Source organism: Stenotrophomonas sp. YJH_SMC_119, from assembly GCF_059368315.1.
In genome coordinates, this window is record NZ_JCAFRP010000002.1 from 16664 (window position 1) to 39265 (window position 22602).

The window sequence follows — 22602 nt, forward strand, 5'->3', positions numbered from 1 at the left end:
CCGCGCCATGCACTGGGCCTGCCTGTTGTTGCCGCAGCTGGCGCTGGACAGCGTGCTGCGCCTGCAGCCGGATCCGCAGCGCCCACTGGTGCTGCTGCAGGGGCCGGCACAGCGTCGCGTACTGCGTGCGGTCAGCCCGTCGGCACGCGCAGCGGGGCTGCGCCCGGGCATGCTGCTGTCGGCTGCGCAGGTGCTGGTGCAGGACATGCACCTGCACGATTACGATCCCAACGCCGAACAGCACACCCGGCAGCTGCTGGCCAGCTGGGCCTACGCCTACAGCTCGCAGGTCAGCCTCGATTTCCCGCATGCACTGGTGCTGGAGATCGGCGCCAGCCGCGCCCTGTTCGGTGACTGGCTGACGATCCAGCAGCGGCTGCGCAACGAACTGCACGAACTCGGCTTCCGTCACCGTCTGGTGGCCGCACCTACCCCACATGCCGCGCGCGTGCTGGCCAACGTCCACGACGGCCTCGGCATCGATGCACAGCAACTGCCGGCGGCGCTGGCGCAGTTGCCCCTGCCGCGCTGCGGCCTGCCCAACGAGGCGGTGACGGTGCTCGGCCGCTCCGGCCTGCGCACGCTGGGCACAGTGCTCGAGCTGCCGCGCGACAGCCTGGCCCGGCGCTTTGCCCCCGAGGTCCTGCAGCAGCTGGATGCACTGCGTGGGCTACCCACCGCGCCACTGCGCTACTACCAGCCACCGGACCGTTTCGATGCACGCATCGAATTCGAGTACGAGATCGAATCCAGCCAGGCCCTGTTGTTCCCGCTGCGTCGCCTGCTGCTGGACCTGGCCGCGTTCCTGTGTTCGCGCGATGGCGGCGTGCAGCGCTTCGACCTGCATTTCGAGCACGATCTGCTGCCGGCCAGCGTGCTGACCATCGGCCTGCTGGCACCGGAACGCGATCCCGCGTTGCTGTTCGAGATCGCGCGCAACCGCATGGAAGCGTTCGCCCTGCCGGCCGGCAGCCGCGCACTGCGCCTGCAGGCCGAACAGCTGCCACCGTTCGTGCCCGCCGCGCGCGACCTGTTCGACACCCGGCCGGCACAGGCGATGCCCTGGAACCAGCTGCGCGAGCGCCTGCGCGCGCGGCTGGGCGATGACGCCGTGCAGCCGCTGGCGGTGCAGGCCGACCATCGCCCCGAACGCGCCAGTGGCAGCCAGCCCGCAGCCAAGCCTCCGTCGTACTGGCCGCTGCGCCCTGGCTGGTTGCTGGACACCCCGCAACCGCTGCGTGATCCGCGGCTGCGCATCGTCACCGGGCCGGAGCGGATCGAATCGGGCTGGTGGGACCAGGCCGACGCGCGCCGCGACTACTACGTGGTGGAAACCGCACACGGCCAGCGCGGCTGGGCTTTCCGTGAGCGCAACGATCCGCATGCGCCGTGGATGCTGCACGGCTGGTTCGGCTGAGCCGCCATGTACAGCGAACTGCCCGGCTACGCCGAACTGCACTGCCTGTCGGCCTTCAGTTTCCAGCGCGGCGCTTCGATCGCCGAAGAGCTGTTCGCGCGCGCCGCCGGCCAGGGCTACCGCGCGTTGGCGATCACCGACGAATGCTCGCTGGCCGGCATCGTGCGTGCCTGGCAGGCGGCGAAGGCGCATGGCGTGGCGCTGATCGTCGGCGCCGAATTCCAGGTCGAGGACGGACCCAAGCTGGCCCTGCTGTGCACCGACCAGGCAGCCTATGCCGGGCTGTGCCAGTTGATCACTACCTGTCGGCGGCGCGCGGCCAAGGGCGAGTACCGTTGCCTGCGCGAGGACCTGCTCGGCCTGCCCGACGGCCTGCTGTGCCTGTGGCTGGACCGGCAACCGGCCGCCACCGACCTGGAACTGCTGCGCGCCGGCTTCAATGATCGGCTGTGGCTGGCGGTGGAACTTCACCACGAGCACGACGACGCACGCCGCCTGCAGCAGCTGCAGGCCTTCGGCGAACGTCACCGCCTGACGCTGGTCGCCAGTGGCGATGTGCACATGCACGTGCGACGCCGCCGCGCCCTGCAGGACACGCTGACCGCGATCCGCCATCGTTGCAGCGTGGCCGAAGCCGGCTGGCGCCTGTTTCCCAACGGCGAGCGCCACCTGCGCCCGCGCACCGCGCTGGCCCAGCTGTATCCCGCCGAACTGCTGGCCGAGACCCTGCGCATCGCCGAACGCTGCCACTTCACCCTGGAACAGCTGCAGTACACCTATCCACGCGAGCTGGTGCCGGAGGGGCATGACCCGGACAGCTGGCTGCGCGAGCTGGTCGAAGAAAAGATTCCCTGGCGTTGGCCAGAAGGCATCAAGGACGCACAGCGCAAGCAGATCGAACATGAGCTGGCGTTGATCCGGGAGAAAAACTACGCCTCCTACTTCCTTACCGTGCATGACATCGTGCGCTTCGCCCGCAGCCAGGACATCCTCTGCCAAGGGCGTGGCTCGGCGGCCAATTCGACGGTGTGCTTTGTGCTGGGCGTGACCGAGATCGATCCTGCGCGCAGCAATCTGTTGTTTGAACGCTTCATCTCCGCCGAGCGCAATGAGCCGCCGGACATCGACATCGACTTCGAGCACGAGCGCCGCGAGGAAGTGCTGCAGTACGTGTTCAAGCGCTATGGCCGCGAGCGCGCCGCACTGACCGCAGTAGCAATCAGCTACCGTGGCCGCAGCGCGATCCGCGACGTCGCCCGTGCGCTCGGCCTGCCGATGGACCAGGTCAACGAACTCGGCGCGGCGATGGACCACTGGGGTGGCAGCATCCCGCTGCCGGAAACCCTCCGCGAGCGCGGTTTCGATCCGGACACACCCTTGATGCGGCGGCTGCTGGCATTGACCGCCGAGCTGATCGACTTCCCACGCCACCTGTCTCAGCATCCGGGCGGTTTCGTCATCTCCGAGCATCCGCTGTCGACCCTGGTGCCGGTGGAAAACGCGGCGATGGCCGACCGCACCGTCATCCAGTGGGACAAGGACGATCTGGATGCCACCGGCCTGATGAAGGTCGACTGCCTGGCGCTGGGCATGCTCACCGCCATCCGCAAATGCCTGGCGATGTTGAAGCAGCATGGCCTGCATGAAGGACGCATGGATGCGATCCCGCCCAAGGATGCAAAGACCTTCGACATGATCTGCGCCGCCGATACCATCGGCGTGTTCCAGATCGAATCGCGCGCACAGATGGCGATGCTGCCGCGCATGCAGCCACGCACGTTCTATGACCTGGTGATCGAGGTGGCGATCGTGCGCCCTGGCCCGATCCAGGGCGACATGGTGCACCCCTATCTGGAGCGGCGCCGGATCCTGCGCGAACAGGGACCGGACGCGTTGAACGACCCGGACAACCCGCTCTACCCACCGCAGCTGGAACGCGTGTTCGCACGCACGCTGGGCGTGCCGCTGTTCCAGGAACAGGTGATGCAGCTGGCGGTGGAAGCGGCCGGCTACACGCCGGGCCAGGCCGATGCCCTGCGCCGCTCGATGGCGGCGTGGAAGCGCCGTGGCGGCCTGGAGCCGCATCGCGAGAAGCTGCTGGCCGGCATGCTCAATAACGGCTTCAGCCGCGAGTACGGCGAGCATCTGTTCGATCAGATCAAGGGCTTCGGTGATTACGGTTTCCCGGAAAGCCACGCCGCCAGCTTCGCCCTGCTGACCTATAACAGCTGCTGGCTGAAATGCCATCACCCCGCCGCGTTCACCGCCAGCCTGATCAACAGCCAGCCGCTGGGCTTCTACAGCCCCGACCAGCTGCTGCAGGACGCGCGCCGGCACGGCATCCGCGTGCTGCCGGTGGACGTGCGCCACAGCGACTGGGACTGCACCCTGGATTTCAGCAGGGGCGCGGCCGCGATCCGGCTCGGCCTGCGCCTGGTCGATGGCTGCAATGAACCCGCCGTGCAGGCCATCATGCGCGAACGTGCGCGGCGCCCGTTCGACGATGTGGGCGACCTGTGCCAGCGCACCGCCCTGGATCGCCGCCAGCAGGGCCTGCTGGCCGATGCCGGTGCGCTGCGTGGGCTCAGTGGCCATCGCCATCGTGCACGCTGGGATATCTCCGGCGTGGAAAACCGGCTGCCGCTGTTCGACCAGGCCCGCGCCACCGCCGAAGCCCGCGTGCCATTGCCGCTGCCCAGCGCATGGGAGGACATGCAGGCCGATTACCGCAGCACCGGCACCACCCTTGGCCGCCACCCGATCTCGTTCCTGCGTGCGCAGCTGCGCAGCCGTGGCTGTCTGGATGCCGCACAGCTGGTGGACCACGGTCATGGCCGTCGCGTGCGTATCGCCGGCCTGGTACGCATGCGCCAGCGCCCGCAGACCGCCAGCGGCGTCACCTTCCTCACGCTCGAAGATGAGACTGGCATGGTCAACGCCGTGGTCTGGCGGCACCTGGCCGATCGCCAGCACCGGGTGCTGGTCGATACCCAGCTGATGCAGATCGATGGCCGCCTGGAACGCGTCGATGGTGTGCAGCATGTCATCGTGCAGCGCATGCACTGCCTGGATGAGCTGCTGCAGGGACTGCGCAGCCACAGCCGCGATTTCCACTGACGCCGGGAATCACCGCGTAACGGCCACTGGGTGATGTCGAGCAGGTAGAGGTAGAGTCGACTGTCAGCCGACTTGCGCGCGCCAGCGCGGGAATCTCCGTGATCTGATCGAACAGCAGTCGACTGACAGTCGACTCTACCCATCCCCTTTTGCATCCGCTATCGTCGGCACATCCAAGGAAGGACCACCCGATGCCCCGTGCGCTGCTGCTGACCACACTGGTGGTCTCCACCCTCGCCCTGCTTGTTTCCGGCTGGACCGCCTGGAACCTGCATCGCAGCCAATCGCCACAGCGCATCATCGAAGCACGCGGCCTGGTCATCCACGATGCAAGCGGCCAGCCGCGGGTGATCCTCGGCGCACCGGTCCCCGACCCGCTCAGCCAGGGCCGCACCCAGGGGCCGCGCGCCACCGCCCTGTCTGGCCTGATCCTGCTTGGCCCCGACGGTTCCGAGCGTGGTGGTTATGGCACCAGCGACCGCGGCGGCGAAGCCCTGCTCACCCTCGACGATGCCACCGGCACTACCGAAGTATTCAAGGTCGTCGCCAACCCGGATCGCGGCGCCAGCCTGATGGTCAAGCACCAGAACAACACCGGCGCCATGCTCACCTCCTGGCAGGGCAAGCCGGAGCTGATGTTCGTCGATGACAGCGGCCAGTCCTACTACGTGCGCCCTGGCGCCAACGCCGCGCCCTGATCGGCTTCTGTAGCGTCGAGCCATGCTCGACGCTACACCCCGCACACGGCCGCCAGGTCATCGGCCAGCTGCCGCAGCTGCGTCGTCCCCAGCGCCGCACAGGTGATGCGCAGGCCATGTCCCGGCGCCGCCACCGCGAACACTTCGCCCGCCCGCACATGCCATCCGCGCGAAGCCAGTGCCAGCACCTGAGGATGGCTGTCAGCCGACAACGGCAGCCACAGGTTCAATCCCTCCATTGGCAGCGGCGTCGGCATGCCACGCGCGCGCAGCAACTCCTGCAGCGACTGCAGGCGCTGCTGGTAACGCTCACCTGCCGAGGCGATCTTCGCCCGCTGCGTTGCCGACGCCAGCACCGACGTCGCCGCATCCTGCAGCAGATGACTGACCCAGCCGGTGCCGGACGCCAATCGCAGCCGCAACCGCATCGCGGTTTCTTCATCGCAGGCCAACCAGGCCAGGCGCAGGTCGGGGCCGAGCGGTTTGGACAACGAACGCAACAGCGCCCAGCGCCGGCCATCCAGCGGCAGTACCGAGTGGTAGGCCTGCTGCGAAAGCAGCGCGTAATGATCGTCGACCAGCACCGCCACCTGCGGGTAGGCCGCCAGCAGCTGGCGCAACGCCCGTGCCCGCTTCGCATCCAGGCTGGCCCCGGTCGGGTTGTGCGCACGCGGGGTCAGCAGCACCGCGCGTGCACCGGCCTCCAGCGCCTGCCGAAGTGATTCGACCTGCATGCCATGCGCGTCCACCGCCACCGGCAACGGCGCGTGGCCCACGGCATTGAGCACATTGAGGCTGCCGAGGAAGCACGGATCCTCCACCGCGATGCGATCCCCCGGCAGCAGCCAGGCCGCCAGCAGGCGTTCAATGCCATCGACCGCGCCATGGGTCAGCTCCAGCGCATAACCCGCCGGGCAGTCCGCATCCAGCGAGGCGCGCGCCAGCGCCTGCAACCTCGGGTCGACCGTGCCCACGCCATACAGCCGCGGTGCGGCGGGGGCCAGGCGCAGGTTCGGCAGCAGGCGCGGATCCGGATTGCCACCGGCCAGGTCCTGCAGCGCCAGCCCGGGCGTACTGCCCTCGCGCGCCAGCGGCGGCGGCAGGCCACGCACCACCGTGCCGCGGCGGCCCGCCGTGCTGGCCAGGCCCGCCGCATCCAGGCGCTTGTAGGCAGCGGCCACGGTGTTGCGGTTCACGCCCAGCTGCTCGGCCAGTTCACGCACCGGCGGCAGCACGCTGCCGGCCGGCAAGCGGCCCTCGCCGATGCCCTCACGGATGCTGTCGAAGATCGACTCGGCACTGTGCCCGGTGATTTTCATTTTGTCCTATGCCAAAATATCTCTTGTCCTGTGCCAGTGTATCCCACCCTGGCCGCCCTGCATTGGAGGTGCCCGCATGCCCCTTGCCGCCGCCGACTGGCCCGTCGCCCAGTCCGTTGAACAGATCGCCGCCAACCTGGTCACGGTGCGCCAACGCATCGCCGATGCCTGCGCCCGCGTCGGCCGGGACCCGGCCAGCGTGCGCCTGCTGCCGGTCAGCAAGACCGTCGATGAAGCCCGCATCCGCATGGCGGTGGCCGCAGGCTGCCACGAACTTGGCGAGAACAAGGTGCAGGAGGCACAACGCAAGGCCGAAGCGATGGCCGACCTGGGCGTGCACTGGTCGGTGATCGGCCATCTGCAGACCAACAAGGCGCGCTACGTGGCACGCTTTGCCAGCGAGTTCCAGGCGCTGGACAGCCTGCGCGTAGCCGAGGCCCTGCAGCAGCGCCTGCAACTGGAAGAGCGCACCCTGGATGTGTTCGTGCAGGTCAACACCTCGGCCGAACCCAGCAAGTACGGACTGGAACCCGACGCGGTCGAGGCCTTCGTGCAACAGCTGCCAGCCTTCGATCGCCTGCGCGTGCGCGGCCTGATGACCCTGGCCATCTTCACCCCCGACGTCGAGCGCGTGCGCGCCTGCTTCGTGCGCCTGCGCGAACTGCGCGACCAGCTGCAACGCACCGCCCCGCCCGACCTGGACCTGTCGCAGCTGTCGATGGGCATGTCCGGTGATTTCGAAGTGGCCATCGAGGAAGGTGCCACCGTGGTCCGCGTCGGCCAGGCCATTTTCGGCGCCCGCGCCACCCCGGACAGCTTCTACTGGCCGAACAGCGGAGCCCCGGCATGAAGCACGCGGTTGTCCTGCAGCACGTTGGCTTTGAAGACCTCGGCACCCTGCAGCCACTGCTGTTGGCGCAAGGCTGGCAGCTGCAGCTGCTGCAGGCCGGCGTCGATGCGCTCGATGACGCCGAAACCGCCGACCTGCTGGTCGTGCTGGGCGGTCCCATCAGTGCCAATGACACAGGGACCTACCCCTTCGTCAACGACAGCATTGCCCTGCTGCAGCGCCGGCTGCAGCGGCAGCGGCCTACCCTCGGCATCTGCCTGGGTGCACAGCTGATGGCGCGCGCACTCGGTGCAAGTGTCGCTCCCAGTGGTGGCAAGGAAATCGGCTTTGCGCCACTGCTGCTGACCGATGAAGGCCAGCGTTCTCCGCTGCAGTCCCTGCAGGGCATTCCGGTACTGCATTGGCATGGTGAGGCGTTCGAACTTCCGGCCGGTGCACGCCGCCTGGCCAGCACGCCGGCCTGCCGTCACCAGGCCTTCGCCATCGGCAGCCACGCACTGGCCCTGCAATGCCACCCGGAACTGGACGCCCGCCAGTTCGAGCGCTGGCTGATCGGCCACACGCTGGAGCTGGCCCAGGCCGGCATCGATCCCAACGACCTGCGCGCACAGGCGCGTCGCTATGGCGCACCGCTGGCAGCGGCCGCAACCGCGATGTTCGACCATTGGCTGCAGGACCTGCCGGAGACACCGCAATGAACTACCGATTGCAGATCCACCGCGATGGCGCCCACTGGGGCCACTTCGACTGCAGCGGCCCCGATGCCCTGCAACGCATGGACGCCATTGCCGCACAGCTGCCTGCCGATCAGGGCTTCCAGCTGAAACGGCAGAAAGGTGTCGGCGAAGAGCGCATCCTGTCCAGCAATGCCGATGGCCTGCGGGTACTGGCTTCGCAGATCCAGTACCGCGACATCTGACCCGATGGTAGTGCCGGCCGCTGGCCGGCATCCGGATCTGCCGGCCAGCGGCCGGCACTACCGCGGCTGTTCGCCCGCGTGCGAAGCTTCACGCATGTTGACCCTGCAACGCGGCAACCACCACGGACTGCTCATCGCTCCGCGCTGGCCCTCCACCCGCATCCAACTGGAAGAAGAGGTACTGCAACGCCTGCTCGACGCGCAGGCGATGCTGCCTGCCGGGTTGCGCCTGCTGCTCACCCGTGGCTTCGAACCCGGCCACAGCCGTCTCGGCGGCTTCCGCCGCGCGGTACGACGGCTCGGCATCGCAGCATTCCGCACCTGCTACCCGCAACGCCGCGATGAGATCGATGCCATTTTCGGTGCCAACGGCCACGACATCGATGGCCGTCATGTCGATGTCTCACTGGTACTGCACGGCAAGCGGCTGCGGCTGCTGCCCCTGGGCGTGTTCACCCCACCGCGCTGGCAGGATCGTCGCGTTGCCCGTCATTCCGAAGCCGTCGTGCAGGTGAAGCGCAGCCTGCAGCAGTGCGGCTTCGAGCTGCATCACAACGCCACCGAAGCCCTGCAGATCCACTGCGACTATCGCCCGCGCTGACGCCGCGGTGGCCCATGCGTGCCGTGCCTCGCGCCATGGATGCAAATGATTCTCTTTTGCTGTAAGGTGCAGCCGCTGCCCTTGCCGCCGCGGGCTGTTCCCTTTCCCAGTTGTCGCCCGCCCCGTGTCCACGCCTGTCGAACCGACGGATGTCGCGCAGCTGTGCGCGGCCCATTACCGGCCGCTGCACGCCCATGTCCGCCGCAAACTCCCGCAACGCAGCGACGCCGATGACGTCGTCCAGGAAACCTGGCTGCGTGTCGTCAAAGTCGCCGCCAGCGGCCTGCTGAGCAACGGCCGCGCCTATCTGTACCGCGTCGCCCACAACCTGATCGCGGATCACTACCGGCAGCGCCAGCGCCGTCGCGAAGAGGTACTGGATGACACGCAGTTGCAGGCCATCGCCGATCCTGCACCACTGCCCGAGCAGCGACTGCTCGACGCCGAACAGCTGCGTCATCTCGATGCGATCATCGCCGCGCTGCCACCGCGCTCGCGCCAGGTGTTCCTGCTGGCGCGTGTGGAACAGATGGCCCTGGCCGAGATCGGCCGTCAGCTGGGCATCAGCCGGCAGACCGCGCACGGCCATCTGCTGCGCGCCCTCGTCGCCCTGCAGCAGGTGCCCGGCGCATGAGCCAGGACGCGATCGCGCGCGAAGCCGCACGCTGGTGGCTGGATGGACACGATGGCACCCGCGACGAGAACGCGTTCGACCAGTGGTGCCAGGCCGACCCCCGACATGCCGCGCAGTACCAGTATCTGCAGCACCTGTGGCAGGCAGGCGCGACGCTGCCCAGCCTGCAGCGGCAACAGCAGCGCAGGCAACGCCGTCGCCTGCGCGAAGCCGGCATTGCGGTTCTGTTGCTGTGTGCGCTGGGTCTCTACAGCCGCCATGCCTCGCCGCCGGTGGCGCAGGTACTGCGTACGGCCGCTGGCGAGATCCGCGATGAGACCCTTCCGGATGGTTCGCATGTCCTGCTGTCACCCGGCAGCGAAGTGAAGGTGCGCATCGATGGGCAGCGCCGCCAGCTCCAGTTGCAGCGTGGCCAGGCCTGGTTCCAGGTCGCCGCCGATGCCGACCGGCCCTTCCAGGTACACACTCCGCAGGGCACCGTCACTGCACTGGGGACCGCATTCGATCTTGCCGTGCAGGGCAACAGCAGCGTGGTCACCGTTACCGAGCATCGCGTGCGCGTGGACAGCGGCAACGCCAGCATGCTGGCCAACGACGGCGAGCAGCTGCGCTTCGATGGGCAGTCAACAGCCGATGCAACAACCACCGCCCCGGGAACACTGGCCTGGCGCGAACGGCGCCTGCACTGGGTCTCGGCCCCGCTGGCCGACGTCACGCAGGGCCTGGACCGCTGGCACGGCGGGCACACATGGGTCATCGGCGAGCAGCTGCGCCAGCAGCCGGTCACCCTGCTTGGCAGTGCCGACGGCGCAGCCAGCAACCGCGACCAGTTGGCCACTCAGTTGCAGGTGCGCGTGCTGCGCCTCGGCGACGGCGTACAGGTGTGGCTGCCGCCACGCAGGGAACGGCGTGATGGACCCTGACATCCGGCCTGCGGCTGCGTCTACCCAGGATGACGACGCTCTGCGTCAGCCCCTGGAGCCCCCGATGCTGTGCCCCCGCCCCCTTGTCCTCGCCCTGTCGCTGGCCTGCGCCAGCACCGTTCCCCTGCTGCCAAACAGCGCCCACGCGCAGGCCGCCACTCGAAGCTACGATCTGCCCGCCCAGCCACTGGCGGCCGCGCTGGACGCCTACAGCCGGCTGACCGGTGTCGATCTGGTGATCGGCGCGGCGCTGCCCCCAGGTCATTCGGCGCCTGCGCTGCGCGGTGACTTCGACGATGCGCAGGCCCTGACGCGCCTGCTGGCAGGCAGCGGCCTGCGCCCGCGCTTCGTGGATGCGCGTCGTGCCGCCCTGGAACCGGCGCCGGCCGAACGCGCCGATGGCAGCCGCCGCACCGGCCCGCTGCGGGTGCAGGGTACTACCGCACACGGCCAGGCACCGGGTGCCGGCGCCAGCCAATATGTACCGGCCACCCGCGATGGCTTTGCGCCCTCGGTCGGCAGCGAGCGCGTGGCGATGGCCGAACGCCAGGAAGGCAACAGCCTGCTGCGCTCGATGCCTGGCACCCACAGCTTCCATTCGCGCAGCCAGCCGGGCCTGCAGGTCAACATCCGCGGCATGACCGGTGCTGGCCGGGTCAACACCATGATCGACGGTGTCACCCAGACATTTCGCAACAATGCCGGGCATGGCTCGGGTGGTCCGTTCGCCTATGTCGATCCTTTCCTGCTGGCCGGCGTGGACGTGCAACGCGGTGCGGTCGCCGGTGGTGATGGTGCGGGTACGCTGGCCGGCAGTGCCAACTTCCGCACGCTGGATATCGACGATCTGCTCGGTGAGGGCCGTGACTGGGGCCTGCGTGCAGGCTATCGCCACGGCAACAACGGCTACGGCAGCGGCCGTACCTTCGCCGGTGCCTGGCGCCACAGTGAAGAGGGTGGCGACCGCCAGTTCGGCCTGCTGGCCGCTGCCAGCAGCAGCCGCAGCAGCGAATACGCGACCGCGCGTAGGCAGAAGAACAACGCCGACCCGGGCAGCCAGCAGCCCAGCAGCTGGCTGTTGAAAGCACGCCTGCAGCCCAGCGACCAGCACCGGCTGGACCTGAGCCACATGCGTTACGAAAACAACTTCTACCACAACTATCCGTGGCAGATTTCCGCGCGCAACCAGCGCGCCAGCTACCACTACACACCCTATTCGCCGTGGATCGACCTGCGTGCAACCTTCGCCGGCAACAAGACCCGGCTGTTCTATCCGCCAGTGGAGGATTCCAGCTACATCGGTCGCCGCACCCACAGCAGCCTGAGCAGCTGGACCGTGGACAACACCAGCCGCTTCGACATCGGGGCACTGCAGGCGCGCTGGAACACCGGCATCAAGCACCAGTCGGACATCTATGTGGCCGACACCCCCGTCCTGCGCGGTGCCAACCCGCAAGGTCGCAGCCAGCTGGACAGCGTGTTCAGCACGCTGGAGCTGCAGTACGACATCTACGCGCTGACCGCCGGCCTGCGCCAGGACCGCTTCGGCATCCGTGGCCACATCCCGGTGTGCTCGGATGTGCCCGGCCAGTGCGCGGAGATCAATGGCGGCGGCATCGACGTGCGTCGCACCGAGCGCGCACTCAGCCCCAGCCTGGCGGTATCGTGGCAGGCCACCGACTGGCTGCAGCTGTTCGCAGAAGCCTCGCGTACTTCCCGCCCGCCGCGGGTGCAGGAGATGTTCTTCGAGAAGATCCCGCTGGAAGGCATGAGCGATGCCGATGGCGTGGGCGCCAACCCGTTCCTGCGCCGCGAGCGCTCGCGCAACCTGCAGTTTGGTGCCAACCTCAGCACCGACTCGCTGCTGGTCGACGGTGACCTGGCACAGCTGCGGATCACCCGCTTCGACAACCGCATCCGCGACTACATCAAGCCGCAGTACCTGCTGATCGTGCATCCGCCGGAAGTGGAACCGTTCGTGGTGCCGATCGACAGCGATCCGCAACTCACTGCCTGGACCGATGCGCTGGACGTGGACGACTTCAGCACCACCACGCGCTGGATGAACCACCCCGGCGTGGTGCGCATGCGCGGTATCGAACTGGAAGCGCATTACGCCAGCGAGCACTACCACGCCACGCTGAGCTGGACCCGCTCGCACACCAGTGCGCCGGCCATCGAGTTCGTCAACCTGGAAGACATCACCGCCCTGCCCGACCGCTACTGGACGCTGGACGTGGGCGGCCGCTGGTGGCAGCAGCGCGTGCAGGCCGGCCTGCGCGCCGAGTACTCCGGGCCGACCGAGGAAGGCTACGACTTCTTCCAGACCCGCAAGACCGGCGGCACCGGCGTGCTGCTCGACTTCTACGCCAGCTTCAAGCCCCAGGCCAACACCACGCTGTGGCTGAACATCGAAAACCTGCAGAACAAGGCCTATGACAACAATGCCTCGATCGACAGCATCTTCAGCCCGATCCTGGACCGCGGCAACGGCCGTGGCCGTACCGTCTCGATGGGCGTCAATGTGGCGTTCTAGCCGTCGCTGGCTGCCCGTATGCCTGCTCGCGCTGGCGACCGTGGCCAGCGCGCAGCCGATGCCTGGCTCAGTGATCGACCTGGCCAACGGCCAGCACCTGGACGAAGCCGCGTTCGTGGCGCGTGCGGCGGACGCCCGGAGGCTGCTGCTGGGTGAGCGCCATGACCTCGCCGGAGACCACGCCGCCCAGCGCTGGCTGCTGCAGGCGCTGCAGCGGCGGCGCCCGCAGGGTTCGCTGGTGCTGGAAATGATCGCCAGCGAGCGCCAGCCACGCCTGCAGCGGGTGCAGCGCTGGCTGGCCAAGGGCAACCAGGCCGAAGGTGCACGCCTGCAGGAACTGCTGGAATGGGATACACGTTGGCCGTGGGCCGCGTATGGCGGGCTGGTACAGGATGCTGCCGATGCAGGCACGCCGCTGTTCGGCGGCAACCTGTCGCGTGCCGAGGTCAACGCGCTGCTCGCGTCCACCGAGGGCGTGCGGTTCCCGGTGGCCGCTGCCCGCCAGCGCCTGTCGGCGGTGGTGCTGGCCCAGCACGCAGACGCAGCACCGATGCTGGAAGGGATGCTGGCCGTGCAACAGGCCCGCGACACACGCATGGCACAGGTGCTGCTCGATGCGCCCGCGCCGGCGCTGCTGGTAGCGGGGCGCTGGCATGTACTGCGCGGTACCGGGGTACCGGGCTACCTGTCACCAGCTACGCCTGCGCTGGTGATCGCATTGGCTTCGCCGGGTGAAACCGTCGATGCGACGGATGCTGATCTGCTGTGGGTGCTGGACGATGAGTGAGCGTGGCCAACACTGGCGGGCGATCGCGATCACTGTCGTCCTGCACCTGCTGCCCCTGCTGCTGTTGGTGCACTGGGTCGCTGTGCCGCCGATGCTGCCGCCGCCGGAGCAGGACGTGCGCATCAGCCTGCGCCTGCTGGCACCGGCCACGCCGCCACAGCCCGTAGAGGAGCGCCAGGCCGACACCCCCAGCCAGGCGCAGCAGGCGCGCGCATCGCAACCGGCAAAGTCGCCCCCGCCACCGAAACCCACCGCCGCGCGCGAGGGCGAGTTGGCCGCCAGCGAAACGGGCGGGACGGGTCGAACGCCGCTGCCGGTCGCCCCGCCGACGGCCGCGACCGATGCCAGTCCCGCACCGGCATCGATCACGGCCGCTCCGCCCGCTCCAGACGCGCCACCGGCGGACTTCCAGGCCGGCGCCGCCAGCGACCAGTGGGAAGCCCGCCTGATGGCGCGGCTGGAGCGTTACCGCTATTACCCTGCCGCCGCGCGCTCGCGCCGGCAGCAGGGCACTGCCTGGGTCAGGGCCAGCATCGACCGCGAAGGCCGCCTGCTGGCACTGCGGCTGGAACAGTCCAGTGGCCAGCCGATGCTCGATGACGCTGCGCTGCAGACTTTCCGTCGCGCGCAGCCGCTGCCGCCCATTCCCGGTGAACTGAAGGCACCACAGGAACTGGTGGTGCCGGTGGAGTACTACCTGCGCTAGGCGGCGTAGGCCTCCGCCTCGATCTCGAACAGCATGCCGTCCAGCGCCAGTCGCGGCACCGGGATCAGCGTGCAGGTGGGCGCCGCGCGGTTCGGCCAGCGCCGCCGCACCTGATGGGCGATGATGCCCAGCCGGTCCTCGTCGTGATCGACCACCAAGATACGCAGCCGTACCACGTCGGCCAGGCCTGCCTGCGCCGAGCGCAGCGCGGTCTGCAGGTTGTCCAGCGCCTGCCCGACCTGTTCTTCGAAGCTGGGTGAGAGACGACCCTGGGCATCTTCACCGCCCTGCCCGGCCACGTGGATCACCCGTGCCGGCAGGCGCACCACCGCCACGTGTGAGTAGCCGTTGGCCGAAGGATCGTAGAGGCCCGGTGGATTGAACAGCTCCAGCAGGCCATGGCTGAGGTCCGGTGTGGTCAGCAGATTCATGCCGCGCGCCTCGTGGGGGTTGCCGGCAGTCTGTGACCTCAACCCCGGTTGAGGTCAAATGGATCCGGTGCAACAGACCGGTCTGCCACGCGCAACGATCACGCGATCCCGTGGAATCGAGCCTGCTCGACTTCCGCTGACGAAAAGCAGTCGAGCAATCTCGACTCTACAGAAGCGTGGTCAGGTCCACGCCGGGTCTGCGGTGAAATCGATGGTCAGCCAGAACGTGCTGCCGCGCGCATCCAGTCTGACCGCGATCTCGTCACGCATCGCATCGACCTCGCCCACCGAGCCCAAGGGCGTAGCCGGATCGGCCAGCACATGGATTTCGATGAAGCGCATCCGCCCCATCTTCGCCACGTGGCTGGTGAAACCGGCATAGCCACGCTCGGCCACGAATGCCTGCATGACCTGCTGCACGCGCCGGTCCAGATCATCCGGCGCCACCTGCAGTACTTCGCGCATGGCCTTCCACGCACTGCGCGCCGGTACCGGCAGTACCGCCAGGCTGATCAATGCCAGCACGATCGAATCCAGATACGGCACCCAGTGGTGCCACTCACCGCCATGCAGGACCAGGGCCAGTACGAAGGCCAGCACTACCGCCAGGCTCATCAACCCACCCAGCAGCCAGCCCCGTACATCCAGCCACAACAGCGCCGAGCGCAGGCGCCGCGCCCGCTGGGCGACGAACGCCGCCATCGCCAGGTTGCTGGCACTCAGCAGCGCCGCCCACCACAGCGCGGGCCCGAATCTCACCTCGTGTCCGCCCGTGGTCAAACCAATCACCGCGTTGGCCAGCGCATACACGCAGGCCAGCGACAGGATCACACCGCCCAGCGCCTCGACCATCGGCTCCAGGTGCCAGTAGCCGTACTGGAAGCGCGGGCTCTGTTCCCGCGCCACCAGCCGCAGCACCGACAACGACACCAGGGTCAGGGCAACGTCGACCAGGCTGTACACACCGTCGAACAGGATGGCCTGCGATCCCACCAGCAGGCCACCGCTGAAGCCGACCACGCTGACCGCGATGGTGACCCCGATCGAGAACTTCAGGATGCGTTGCTCGCGCGCGGTATCCATCGTTCGCCGAAGGGCCGACCGTCGCCGGTCAGGCCTTCAGTACCTCCACCTTGTACGAGGTCACATCGCCGGCGTTCTCGATGATGAGCCCGTGCACGTCCGACTCGAAGCCCGGGAAGCGGGCATTCTGCTCACGGGCGATGCGCAGCGACTGGATGATCGGCTCATCGCTGTCGCCAAAGCGCTCGCCCGGCATGATGGTCGGAATGCCCGGCGGGTACGGCACCAGCATGGTCGCGGCGATGCGACCACTGACCTGCTCGATGTCGACCCGCTCGATCTCGCCCTTCACCAGGTGGTTGTAGGCATCGGCCGGGGTCATCACCGGCGTCGGCAGATCCACGTACATCTCGCGCATCACCTTGGCCACCGCGAATTCCTGGTTGAACGCATGCAGCGCGTCGCACAGGTCACGCAGGCCCCAACCGGCGTAGGCATTCGGGTAGTCGGCGGCCAGCGTCGGCAGTGCCTGGCTGAGCGGCGCGTTGCGGTCGTACAGTTCCTTGAACGCCATCAGTTCGGTGACCAGGGTGCTCCACTTGCCCTTGGTGATGCCCATCGAGAACAGGAACAGCACCGAGTACAGGTTGGTCTTCTCCACGGTGATGCCGCGGCCCCACAGGAACTTGCTCAGCACCGCCGCCGGAATGCCCAGCTTGCCCATGCTGCCGTCCATCGCCAGGCCCGGGGTCAGCAGGGTCACCTTGATCGGGTCGATCAGAACATAGTCATCCACCAGGTTCTCGAAGCCGTGCCAGTGCGCATCCGGCTGCAGGTACCACTCCTCGCGCTTGGCCACCATCGGTGCCGGCGTATCGCCCTTGTCCAGACTGCGCTCGACCTGGGTCGGTTGCCACACGCTGAACCACCAGTCGTCGCGGCCGAGATCATCGCGGACATGCAGCATCGCGCGGCGGAACGCGATCGCCTCGTCATGCATTTCCTGCACCAGCGAACGGCCGGCGTCGCCTTCCATCATCTTCGAGGCCACATCACAGGCCGCGATCACTCCGTAATGCGGGCTGGTCGAGGTGTGCATCATGAACGACTCGTTGAAGCGCTCGGCATCCAGGTTGCGCTGCGCCGAGTTGCGCACGTGGATCATCGAGGCCTGCGAGAACGCGGCCAGCAGCTTGTGCGTGGAATGCGTGGTGAAGATGATCGCATCCTGCTCGCGCGGCTTGCCCTTGGCCATGCCGTAGTGGTTCTCGTAGAACGGATGGAACGCAGCGTAGGCGTACCAGGCTTCGTCGAAATGCAGGAAGTCCACCGCGCTGCCGATCTCGTCGGCGATCTTCTCGGCGTTGTAGCACAGGCCATCGTAGGTGGAGTTGGTCACCACTGCGATGCGCGGCTTGGAGCCGGCCTTGTAGGCCTTGCTGGCCAGCGGGTTGGCGGCGATACGCTGCTGCAGCGACTCGGGCGTGAACTGGTCCAGGCTGATCGGGCCGATGATGCCATGCGCGTTGCGGCTGGGGGTGAAGTACACCGGCACCGCGCCGGTCATGATCAGCGCGTGCAGCAGCGACTTGTGGCAGTTGCGGTCGACGAACACCACGTCGCCGCGGGCCACTGTGCCGTGCCAGACGATCTTGTTGGCGGTGGAAGTGCCGTTGGTGACGAAGAAGGTATGGTCGGCACCGAAGTTGCGTGCGGCCTCGTTCTCGGCGTCCTTGATCGGACCAGTATGGTCAAGCAGCGAACCCAGTTCCGGCACCGAGATCGACAGATCGCTGCGCAGCGTGTTCTCGCCATAGAACTGATGGAACGCGCGGCCGACCGGCGATTTGGTGAACGCCACGCCGCCCGCATGGCCAGGCGTATGCCAGGAATAGTTCGACTCGGCCGCGTGATGGATCAGCGCCTTGAAGAACGGCGGCAGCAGGTTCTTCATGTAGTCTTCGGCCGCGCGCATCACCTGCCGCGAGATGAAGCTCTTGGTGTCTTCGAACAGGAAGATGAAGCCGTGAATGTACTTGAGCAGCTTGCTCGGCACCTTCTCGATGGTGCGGCGCTCGCCGTACAGGAACACCGGCAGGTTGGCGCGGCGCGCGCTCTGCTCGCGCAGGAAGGCGGTCAGGCGCTGGAACTCGCCATCCACCTCTTCGCTGCCATCGATCGAGATCAGCACCGCCGACGCCGCCACGTAGGTGCGGGCACCGGCACGGGCATCATCCAGGTTCAGGCCGCACAGCACGCGCTGGTCGTTGCTGCGCAGCTCTTCCACCAGGGCGCGGATCAGGATGCCGCCGATGCGCGGCGACTCGTAGTCGTTGTCGATGACAATGACCGGGTAGTCCAGGGACTTGAAGTACACGTTGATTCTCCTTGTCTAACTCAGGAACGCTGGGCGCCGGCGCTGATCGCCGAGGCCTCGCGGGCGCGCTGCCGCTGCTGGCGGCGCTCCTCGCTGAAGAAGGGATAGAACACGGTGATGAACAGCACGAACAGGAACGCGTACTGCACGATGGTTCCCGACGAGCCGTAGATCGCCCACAGGCAATAAACGACGGTCAGGCTGGTCAGGGTCCAGAACGCACCGGTGTGGACCAGGGTGTGCGAGCGCTCGACCACGAAGTAGCAGGCCACGCACGAGTAGATGTAGGGCAGCAGGGTCAGCACCACCGCCGCCGATGTGATCACGTCGAACTGTGCCGACGCGGTTTCCGAGGTGGAGGTGACCAGCACCGCCAGGGTCATCAGCACGGCCACGATCAGCACACCCTTGACCGGCACGTCGTCCTTGTTGGTCTTGCTGAAGATGCTCGGGAACAGGCCGTCATCGGAGGCTGCCTTGGCGCTCTGTGCGGTCAGCAGGATCCAGCCGCCCAGCGAACCGGCGGCACCGATGAAGGCACACAGGCTGACCAGCGCACCGCCCCAGCCACCGACGGCCTTGGCCGCAGCCAGTGCGAACGGCGCATCGGAAGTCTGCAGTTCGCCATTGGGCACCATGCCCATGATCACCGAGGAGCTGGCGATATAGGCGATGGCGGCCAGGAACACGCCGGCGAGGGTGGCACGGGCCACGTTCTTTTCCGGGTTCTCGACCACACCAGCGGTGACCGAGGCCGACTCGACGCCAATGAAGGCCCACAGCGTCAGCGCCGCGGCGCTGGAGATCGCGCCGAAGTTGGATTCACCCGACACGTTGTAGGCGCCCTTGAAGATGTCGGCATCGAAGAAGAACCAGCCGAAGATGGCGATGCCCAGGATCGGCACCAGCGCAAAACTGGTGGTGACGGTCTGCACCCGGCTGACGAACGCCGGACCGATCACGTTGGCGAAACTCAGCGCCCACACCAGGATCAGCACCGCGATGCAGCGCACCAGCGGCTCGGACAGGATCGGGAAGAAGTAGCTGAAATAGCCTACTGCGGCGATCGGAATGGCGACGTTGCCGATCCAGTTGGCGAACCAGTAGATGGTGTTGGTCTGAAAGCCCATGTACGGCCCGAACCAGTCGCGCGCATAGGCGTACGGGCCGCCCGCCTTGGGTGCCAGCTTGCCCAGCTTGGCGAACACGAAGGCCAGCAACAGCGCACCGGCGGTGGTGATCAACCAGCCCCAGATCGAGGCGGTACCAATCTTGGCCAGGCTCGATGGCAGCAGGAACACGCCTGAGCCCATCATGTTGCCGGCGACGAGGAAGGTGGCTCCGACCACCCCGATTTTCTTTGCTTCTGCCATGACGATCTCCGGTACTGGCATGAGCCCGGCAGCACCGGGCGTGGGGACGGTTGCGCTGGCGTACGACCGCTGGCGCCTATTTGATGAAGTTGTATTGCAGGCTGCCCTGCACCCGGACCGTGTCGCCGCGCGCGCCGCCCTGCTGTTCCAGGCGGCCGTACAGCAGCTCCATGCCCATCGTCCAGGACGGCGCGGGGCTCCAGATCAGGTTGAATACGCCGTACCGGCTCTGTCGGAAGGCATCGGCCGCCAGTGCGGCGTTCCGCTCCAGGGTCAGCTGACCGAAGATCAGGTTCGATCGCCACAACTCGGACCAGTAGTGGGTATAGCCGACGAATCCGCCGTGCAGGTCCAACGCGTCGAGGCGGCCATCGGCACCGACCACCGCGTCCAGCCCGGAGCCGGTCAGGTCGGCGGTATAGCGGCTGAGGCCGCGTCCTCCCAGCGCACCGAACAGTAGCAGGTCGCGCTCGCCCACCGAGGCCGAGCCACTCAGCTGCAGGCCGCCGGCCATTCGCCGGTCGCGCTCGCCATCGCCGTCATAGGCCAGGCTGCGCGCCACCGCGCCCACCTGCAGGTGGCCCCAGTCGCGCTCCATGCGCGCGGTCACGGTTACGTCCGGCAGACGGTTCACCGCAGCCCGCTCATCAACGGCACCGGCAAGTTCAGTCTTCGGGTCTTCGGCCGCCACGGTCAGCGTGTTGCCCTTGCCCATCGTGAAGCTGTGGTGGATGCCGGCCACCAGCAGATAGCCGGCGCCGCCCGGCCCGGCGAAGTCCAGCGTGTCGGGCAGGCTGTCCGGGTCCATGAAGCTGGAGTAGCCATAGCCGGCATAGGTATTGCCGAGCTGTCCATAAGCATGCCGCAGGCGGAACTCGTAGCCATCGCTGCTGCCGAAGAAGTCGTTCTCCAGATAGAAGCGCAGGTTGCCGTGCGTGGTTGGACGCCGCGCCTCGAAGCTGAAGCGGGTCTGCTTGGCGTGGATGTTGAAGTTGGAGACATCGCGGTGGCTGCCGCCCACCGGCATCGACGAGGGAATGAACTGATCCTCGTCGCCGGCCGCGCGCGAATCGGCGATGGCATCCAGCTTGGCGTAACCGCCGATGCGGATCACCGTATCAGTGCCGGGTATGGCAAAGAACCCCTTCAGATCCGGGTCGGTCGGGCCCGCCGCACTGTCCGGTCGCGATGCCGCAGTGGACGGATCAGCGACCGAATCGCGCTGCGGCAGTACCGGCTGCTCCACACCCGGCACCTGGGTGCGATGGATCACGTCGGAAGGAGCGGCAGAGGCCATCGGCGCCATTGCAGGCGCGGCTGTTGCCTGCGCAGGCGCAGCATCGCGCTGCTCAAGCCGGTCCAGCCGTTGCTGCATGCCTTCCAGCGCCTGGCGCATGGCGGCCATCTCGCGCCGCAATGCCTGCGCATCCTCTGCATCACCCTGTTGAGCGTACGCCGGCGTGATCGCCAGTGCCCCCAGGCATGCCAGACTCAGTACGGCCAAACGCATTGCATCCTCCCCTGACGAACACTCGCATCACGGTTCCGGAGCGCATGCATGCGCCGCCCTGGCTTCGCGTTGCCGTTGCTGGAAATGCGGGTACTGCGTCGACGACATCGGCCAGCCTGCGCACGGCAGGCAACAGGACGATGACACTGCCCCGCCTGCACCCATGTCGACTCAATCAAGGCCGCGCTGCCAGAGAGGTGGCGACCACAGCGGTCTGGGTAACAAGCACAGAGTGAGAGTGTCGTGAATGGCTGTGCCGGCCGACCCTGATCAGGGCGTGGCGAGCGCGGCATCCATCGCGCATTGACGCTGTATTCCATGCGTCAAAGGCTAGTCCGTTTGTCGCTTTTGGCCTTGATTGGAATCAAGGCACGATGCTTGATCTCAGTCACGATTCAGACGTGACGACGAACAGACAATGCGCAAGCGGCTGTGCTCGCCTGGGGCAGGAACGCAACAGGCCCGCATGTCACCATGCGGGCCTGTGGTCTACATCATCATGCAGGCGTGGATCAGCGCGGACCAAGCACCGTCTGCAAGTCGTCGCCCTGCGGCAATCCGGCCCGGCGCTGCACCTGGCCCTGTGCATCCTGGAACAGGATGCCCGGGGTGCCCTGGAACCCCATCTCCAGCATCAACACCTGGTTGGCGTCGAGCTTGCCGGCGATCTCGCGGCTGATGTTCGGCAGCGCTTTGATGCCGCCACGGTCGAACTGGTGTTCGTTCTCCAGCAGCGCCGCGCTCGGATCACGTGCGGACAGGATGGCTGCGGCCTTGGCCGGACTGTCCTCGCGGATCACACCCACCATGATGTGGCGCAGCTGTACCTTGCCGGCGTCGACCCACGGACGGGCCGCCTCCCAGAACTTGTGGCAATACGGGCAGTTGGCATCGCTGAAGGTATAGACCACGCGGGGCGCGTCGGCCTTGCCATCACGTACCCAGGCGCTGGCTTCGAGCTTGGTCCACATTTTGGCCGACATCGGTGCGGCAACCAGCTTCTCGACCGCTTCGGCAGCCACATCATTACCTTCGGCATCGAACAGGCTGCCCACCAGTACGTGCTTGCCATCGGCCGTGACATAGGCCGCTGCAGGCTGCTGCCCTCCCACCACGCCAGCAAAACCGCGCAGGCCGTCCGGCGCATCGAACTCGGCAACGACCTCGAAGCCGTGCTTCTCGATGCCCTTCAGCACCGCTGGACGGTCGCCCTTGGCGGCAGATGCCGGAGCAGTCGTCGCCGATGCCGTGGCGGCCTTGCCCGGCGGCGTCTGTGCCTGGCTGCAGGCGGCCAATGCCAGCATGACCGGCAGCAGGAGCACCGCCGGGGCGGTGCGCAGGGAAATCGACAACATGGGAACTCCGTAGTGAGATGCCCGCG

19 protein-coding genes are annotated in these 22602 nt (G+C 67.3%); 12 read left to right on the top strand and 7 right to left on the bottom strand.

From position 1 onward, the window contains the following. Nucleotides 1-7 precede the first annotated feature (7 nt). The 3 genes from AC5P6S_RS04325 (at nt 8) to AC5P6S_RS04335 (ending at nt 5232) form a co-directional block, all read left to right on the top strand. Nucleotides 8-1417, top strand: a complete 1410-nt coding sequence (locus tag AC5P6S_RS04325) for a Y-family DNA polymerase (RefSeq protein ID WP_005410052.1) — start codon at nt 8-10, stop codon at nt 1415-1417. Between the two features lie 6 nt (nt 1418-1423). Beyond that, nucleotides 1424-4534 (top strand): error-prone DNA polymerase, encoded by a 3111-nt coding sequence (locus tag AC5P6S_RS04330; RefSeq protein ID WP_065183512.1) that lies wholly within the window; start codon nt 1424-1426, stop codon nt 4532-4534. A 191-nt stretch (nt 4535-4725) separates the two neighbouring features. Continuing rightward, nucleotides 4726-5232 (top strand): hypothetical protein, encoded by a 507-nt coding sequence (locus AC5P6S_RS04335; protein ID WP_005410054.1) that lies wholly within the window; start codon nt 4726-4728, stop codon nt 5230-5232. Between the two features lie 32 nt (nt 5233-5264). Here the strand turns inward: AC5P6S_RS04335 and ptsJ are convergent, their stop codons facing one another. After that, complete coding sequence (gene ptsJ / locus AC5P6S_RS04340; protein ID WP_005413790.1) at nt 5265-6551, bottom strand: MocR-like B6 salvage transcription factor PtsJ; 1287 nt, start codon at nt 6549-6551, stop codon at nt 5265-5267. 76 nt (nt 6552-6627) lie between these two features. On the opposite strand from ptsJ, the gene AC5P6S_RS04345 reads away from it, so the two are divergent. The 9 genes from AC5P6S_RS04345 (at nt 6628) to AC5P6S_RS04385 (ending at nt 14507) form a co-directional block, all read left to right on the top strand. Further along, entirely contained in the window at nt 6628-7401 is a 774-nt protein-coding gene (locus AC5P6S_RS04345; protein ID WP_005413791.1) for a YggS family pyridoxal phosphate-dependent enzyme, read from the top strand. Next, entirely contained in the window at nt 7398-8099 is a 702-nt protein-coding gene (locus AC5P6S_RS04350; RefSeq protein ID WP_005410057.1) for a glutamine amidotransferase, read from the top strand. Before AC5P6S_RS04345 ends, AC5P6S_RS04350 begins: the two co-directional genes overlap by 4 nt. After that, on the top strand, nt 8096-8320 hold the full coding sequence (locus tag AC5P6S_RS04355; protein WP_005410058.1) for a hypothetical protein: 225 nt from the start codon (nt 8096-8098) through the stop codon (nt 8318-8320). Before AC5P6S_RS04350 ends, AC5P6S_RS04355 begins: the two co-directional genes overlap by 4 nt. 94 nt (nt 8321-8414) lie before the next feature. Beyond that, on the top strand, nt 8415-8921 hold the full coding sequence (locus tag AC5P6S_RS04360) for a hypothetical protein (protein WP_024956788.1): 507 nt from the start codon (nt 8415-8417) through the stop codon (nt 8919-8921). A 124-nt stretch (nt 8922-9045) separates the two neighbouring features. Then, nucleotides 9046-9555 (top strand): RNA polymerase sigma factor, encoded by a 510-nt coding sequence (locus tag AC5P6S_RS04365; protein ID WP_049460409.1) that lies wholly within the window; start codon nt 9046-9048, stop codon nt 9553-9555. Further along, nucleotides 9552-10478 (top strand): FecR family protein, encoded by a 927-nt coding sequence (locus AC5P6S_RS04370; protein ID WP_062607278.1) that lies wholly within the window; start codon nt 9552-9554, stop codon nt 10476-10478. The genes AC5P6S_RS04365 and AC5P6S_RS04370 overlap by 4 nt, the downstream gene beginning before the upstream one ends. A gap of 64 nt (nt 10479-10542) precedes the next feature. Beyond that, entirely contained in the window at nt 10543-13014 is a 2472-nt protein-coding gene (locus AC5P6S_RS04375) for a TonB-dependent receptor (RefSeq protein WP_065184152.1), read from the top strand. Beyond that, the gene (locus AC5P6S_RS04380; RefSeq protein ID WP_076739893.1) at nt 13001-13801 is read left to right on the top strand and encodes a ChaN family lipoprotein; all 801 of its coding nucleotides are present in this window, start codon (nt 13001-13003) and stop codon (nt 13799-13801) included. Before AC5P6S_RS04375 ends, AC5P6S_RS04380 begins: the two co-directional genes overlap by 14 nt. Continuing rightward, a complete protein-coding gene (locus AC5P6S_RS04385; protein ID WP_495204484.1) occupies nt 13794-14507 on the top strand; it encodes an energy transducer TonB family protein in 714 nt (237 codons plus the stop codon). The genes AC5P6S_RS04380 and AC5P6S_RS04385 overlap by 8 nt, the downstream gene beginning before the upstream one ends. On the opposite strand, the gene AC5P6S_RS04390 is transcribed toward AC5P6S_RS04385, so the two are convergent. The 6 genes from AC5P6S_RS04390 to dsbG all read right to left on the bottom strand — a co-directional run bounded on the left by AC5P6S_RS04390 (nt 14504) and on the right by dsbG (nt 22576). Next, nucleotides 14504-14938, bottom strand: coding sequence for a RidA family protein (locus AC5P6S_RS04390; RefSeq protein WP_005413799.1), 435 nt, complete (start codon nt 14936-14938; stop codon nt 14504-14506). The genes AC5P6S_RS04385 and AC5P6S_RS04390 overlap by 4 nt on opposite strands. Before the next feature lie 180 nt (nt 14939-15118). After that, nucleotides 15119-16021, bottom strand: coding sequence for a cation diffusion facilitator family transporter (locus tag AC5P6S_RS04395; protein WP_065184148.1), 903 nt, complete (start codon nt 16019-16021; stop codon nt 15119-15121). 28 nt (nt 16022-16049) lie between these two features. Beyond that, nucleotides 16050-18338 carry an Orn/Lys/Arg family decarboxylase gene (locus tag AC5P6S_RS04400; protein WP_065184149.1) on the bottom strand — a complete coding sequence of 763 codons (2289 nt, stop codon included), beginning with the start codon at nt 18336-18338 and terminating at the stop codon, nt 16050-16052. 20 nt (nt 18339-18358) lie between these two features. Next, entirely contained in the window at nt 18359-19711 is a 1353-nt protein-coding gene (gene adiC / locus AC5P6S_RS04405) for an arginine/agmatine antiporter (protein ID WP_005410068.1), read from the bottom strand. Between the two features lie 76 nt (nt 19712-19787). Beyond that, a complete protein-coding gene (locus AC5P6S_RS04410; protein ID WP_065184150.1) occupies nt 19788-21221 on the bottom strand; it encodes a DcaP family trimeric outer membrane transporter in 1434 nt (477 codons plus the stop codon). Between the two features lie 512 nt (nt 21222-21733). Then, nucleotides 21734-22576 carry a thiol:disulfide interchange protein DsbG gene (gene dsbG / locus AC5P6S_RS04415; protein WP_005410070.1) on the bottom strand — a complete coding sequence of 281 codons (843 nt, stop codon included), beginning with the start codon at nt 22574-22576 and terminating at the stop codon, nt 21734-21736. Nucleotides 22577-22602: the final 26 nt, after the last annotated feature.

What these genes read in the sequence shown, in the direction of transcription:
- adiC (WP_005410068.1), bottom strand. Translation starts at nt 19,711, where the DNA reads ATGGCAGAAGCAAAGAAAATCGGGGTGGTCGGAGCCACCTTCCTCGTC.
- AC5P6S_RS04380 (WP_076739893.1), top strand. Translation starts at nt 13,001, where the DNA reads ATGTGGCGTTCTAGCCGTCGCTGGCTGCCCGTATGCCTGCTCGCGCTG.
- AC5P6S_RS04385 (WP_495204484.1), top strand. Translation starts at nt 13,794, where the DNA reads ATGAGTGAGCGTGGCCAACACTGGCGGGCGATCGCGATCACTGTCGTC.
- AC5P6S_RS04375 (WP_065184152.1), top strand. Translation starts at nt 10,543, where the DNA reads ATGCTGTGCCCCCGCCCCCTTGTCCTCGCCCTGTCGCTGGCCTGCGCC.
- AC5P6S_RS04410 (WP_065184150.1), bottom strand. Translation starts at nt 21,221, where the DNA reads ATGCGTTTGGCCGTACTGAGTCTGGCATGCCTGGGGGCACTGGCGATC.
- AC5P6S_RS04395 (WP_065184148.1), bottom strand. Translation starts at nt 16,021, where the DNA reads ATGGATACCGCGCGCGAGCAACGCATCCTGAAGTTCTCGATCGGGGTC.
- AC5P6S_RS04330 (WP_065183512.1), top strand. Translation starts at nt 1,424, where the DNA reads ATGTACAGCGAACTGCCCGGCTACGCCGAACTGCACTGCCTGTCGGCC.
- AC5P6S_RS04370 (WP_062607278.1), top strand. Translation starts at nt 9,552, where the DNA reads ATGAGCCAGGACGCGATCGCGCGCGAAGCCGCACGCTGGTGGCTGGAT.
- AC5P6S_RS04325 (WP_005410052.1), top strand. Translation starts at nt 8, where the DNA reads ATGCACTGGGCCTGCCTGTTGTTGCCGCAGCTGGCGCTGGACAGCGTG.
- AC5P6S_RS04390 (WP_005413799.1), bottom strand. Translation starts at nt 14,938, where the DNA reads ATGAATCTGCTGACCACACCGGACCTCAGCCATGGCCTGCTGGAGCTG.
- AC5P6S_RS04355 (WP_005410058.1), top strand. Translation starts at nt 8,096, where the DNA reads ATGAACTACCGATTGCAGATCCACCGCGATGGCGCCCACTGGGGCCAC.
- AC5P6S_RS04360 (WP_024956788.1), top strand. Translation starts at nt 8,415, where the DNA reads ATGTTGACCCTGCAACGCGGCAACCACCACGGACTGCTCATCGCTCCG.
- dsbG (WP_005410070.1), bottom strand. Translation starts at nt 22,576, where the DNA reads ATGTTGTCGATTTCCCTGCGCACCGCCCCGGCGGTGCTCCTGCTGCCG.
- AC5P6S_RS04350 (WP_005410057.1), top strand. Translation starts at nt 7,398, where the DNA reads ATGAAGCACGCGGTTGTCCTGCAGCACGTTGGCTTTGAAGACCTCGGC.
- AC5P6S_RS04335 (WP_005410054.1), top strand. Translation starts at nt 4,726, where the DNA reads ATGCCCCGTGCGCTGCTGCTGACCACACTGGTGGTCTCCACCCTCGCC.
- AC5P6S_RS04345 (WP_005413791.1), top strand. Translation starts at nt 6,628, where the DNA reads ATGCCCCTTGCCGCCGCCGACTGGCCCGTCGCCCAGTCCGTTGAACAG.
- ptsJ (WP_005413790.1), bottom strand. Translation starts at nt 6,551, where the DNA reads ATGAAAATCACCGGGCACAGTGCCGAGTCGATCTTCGACAGCATCCGT.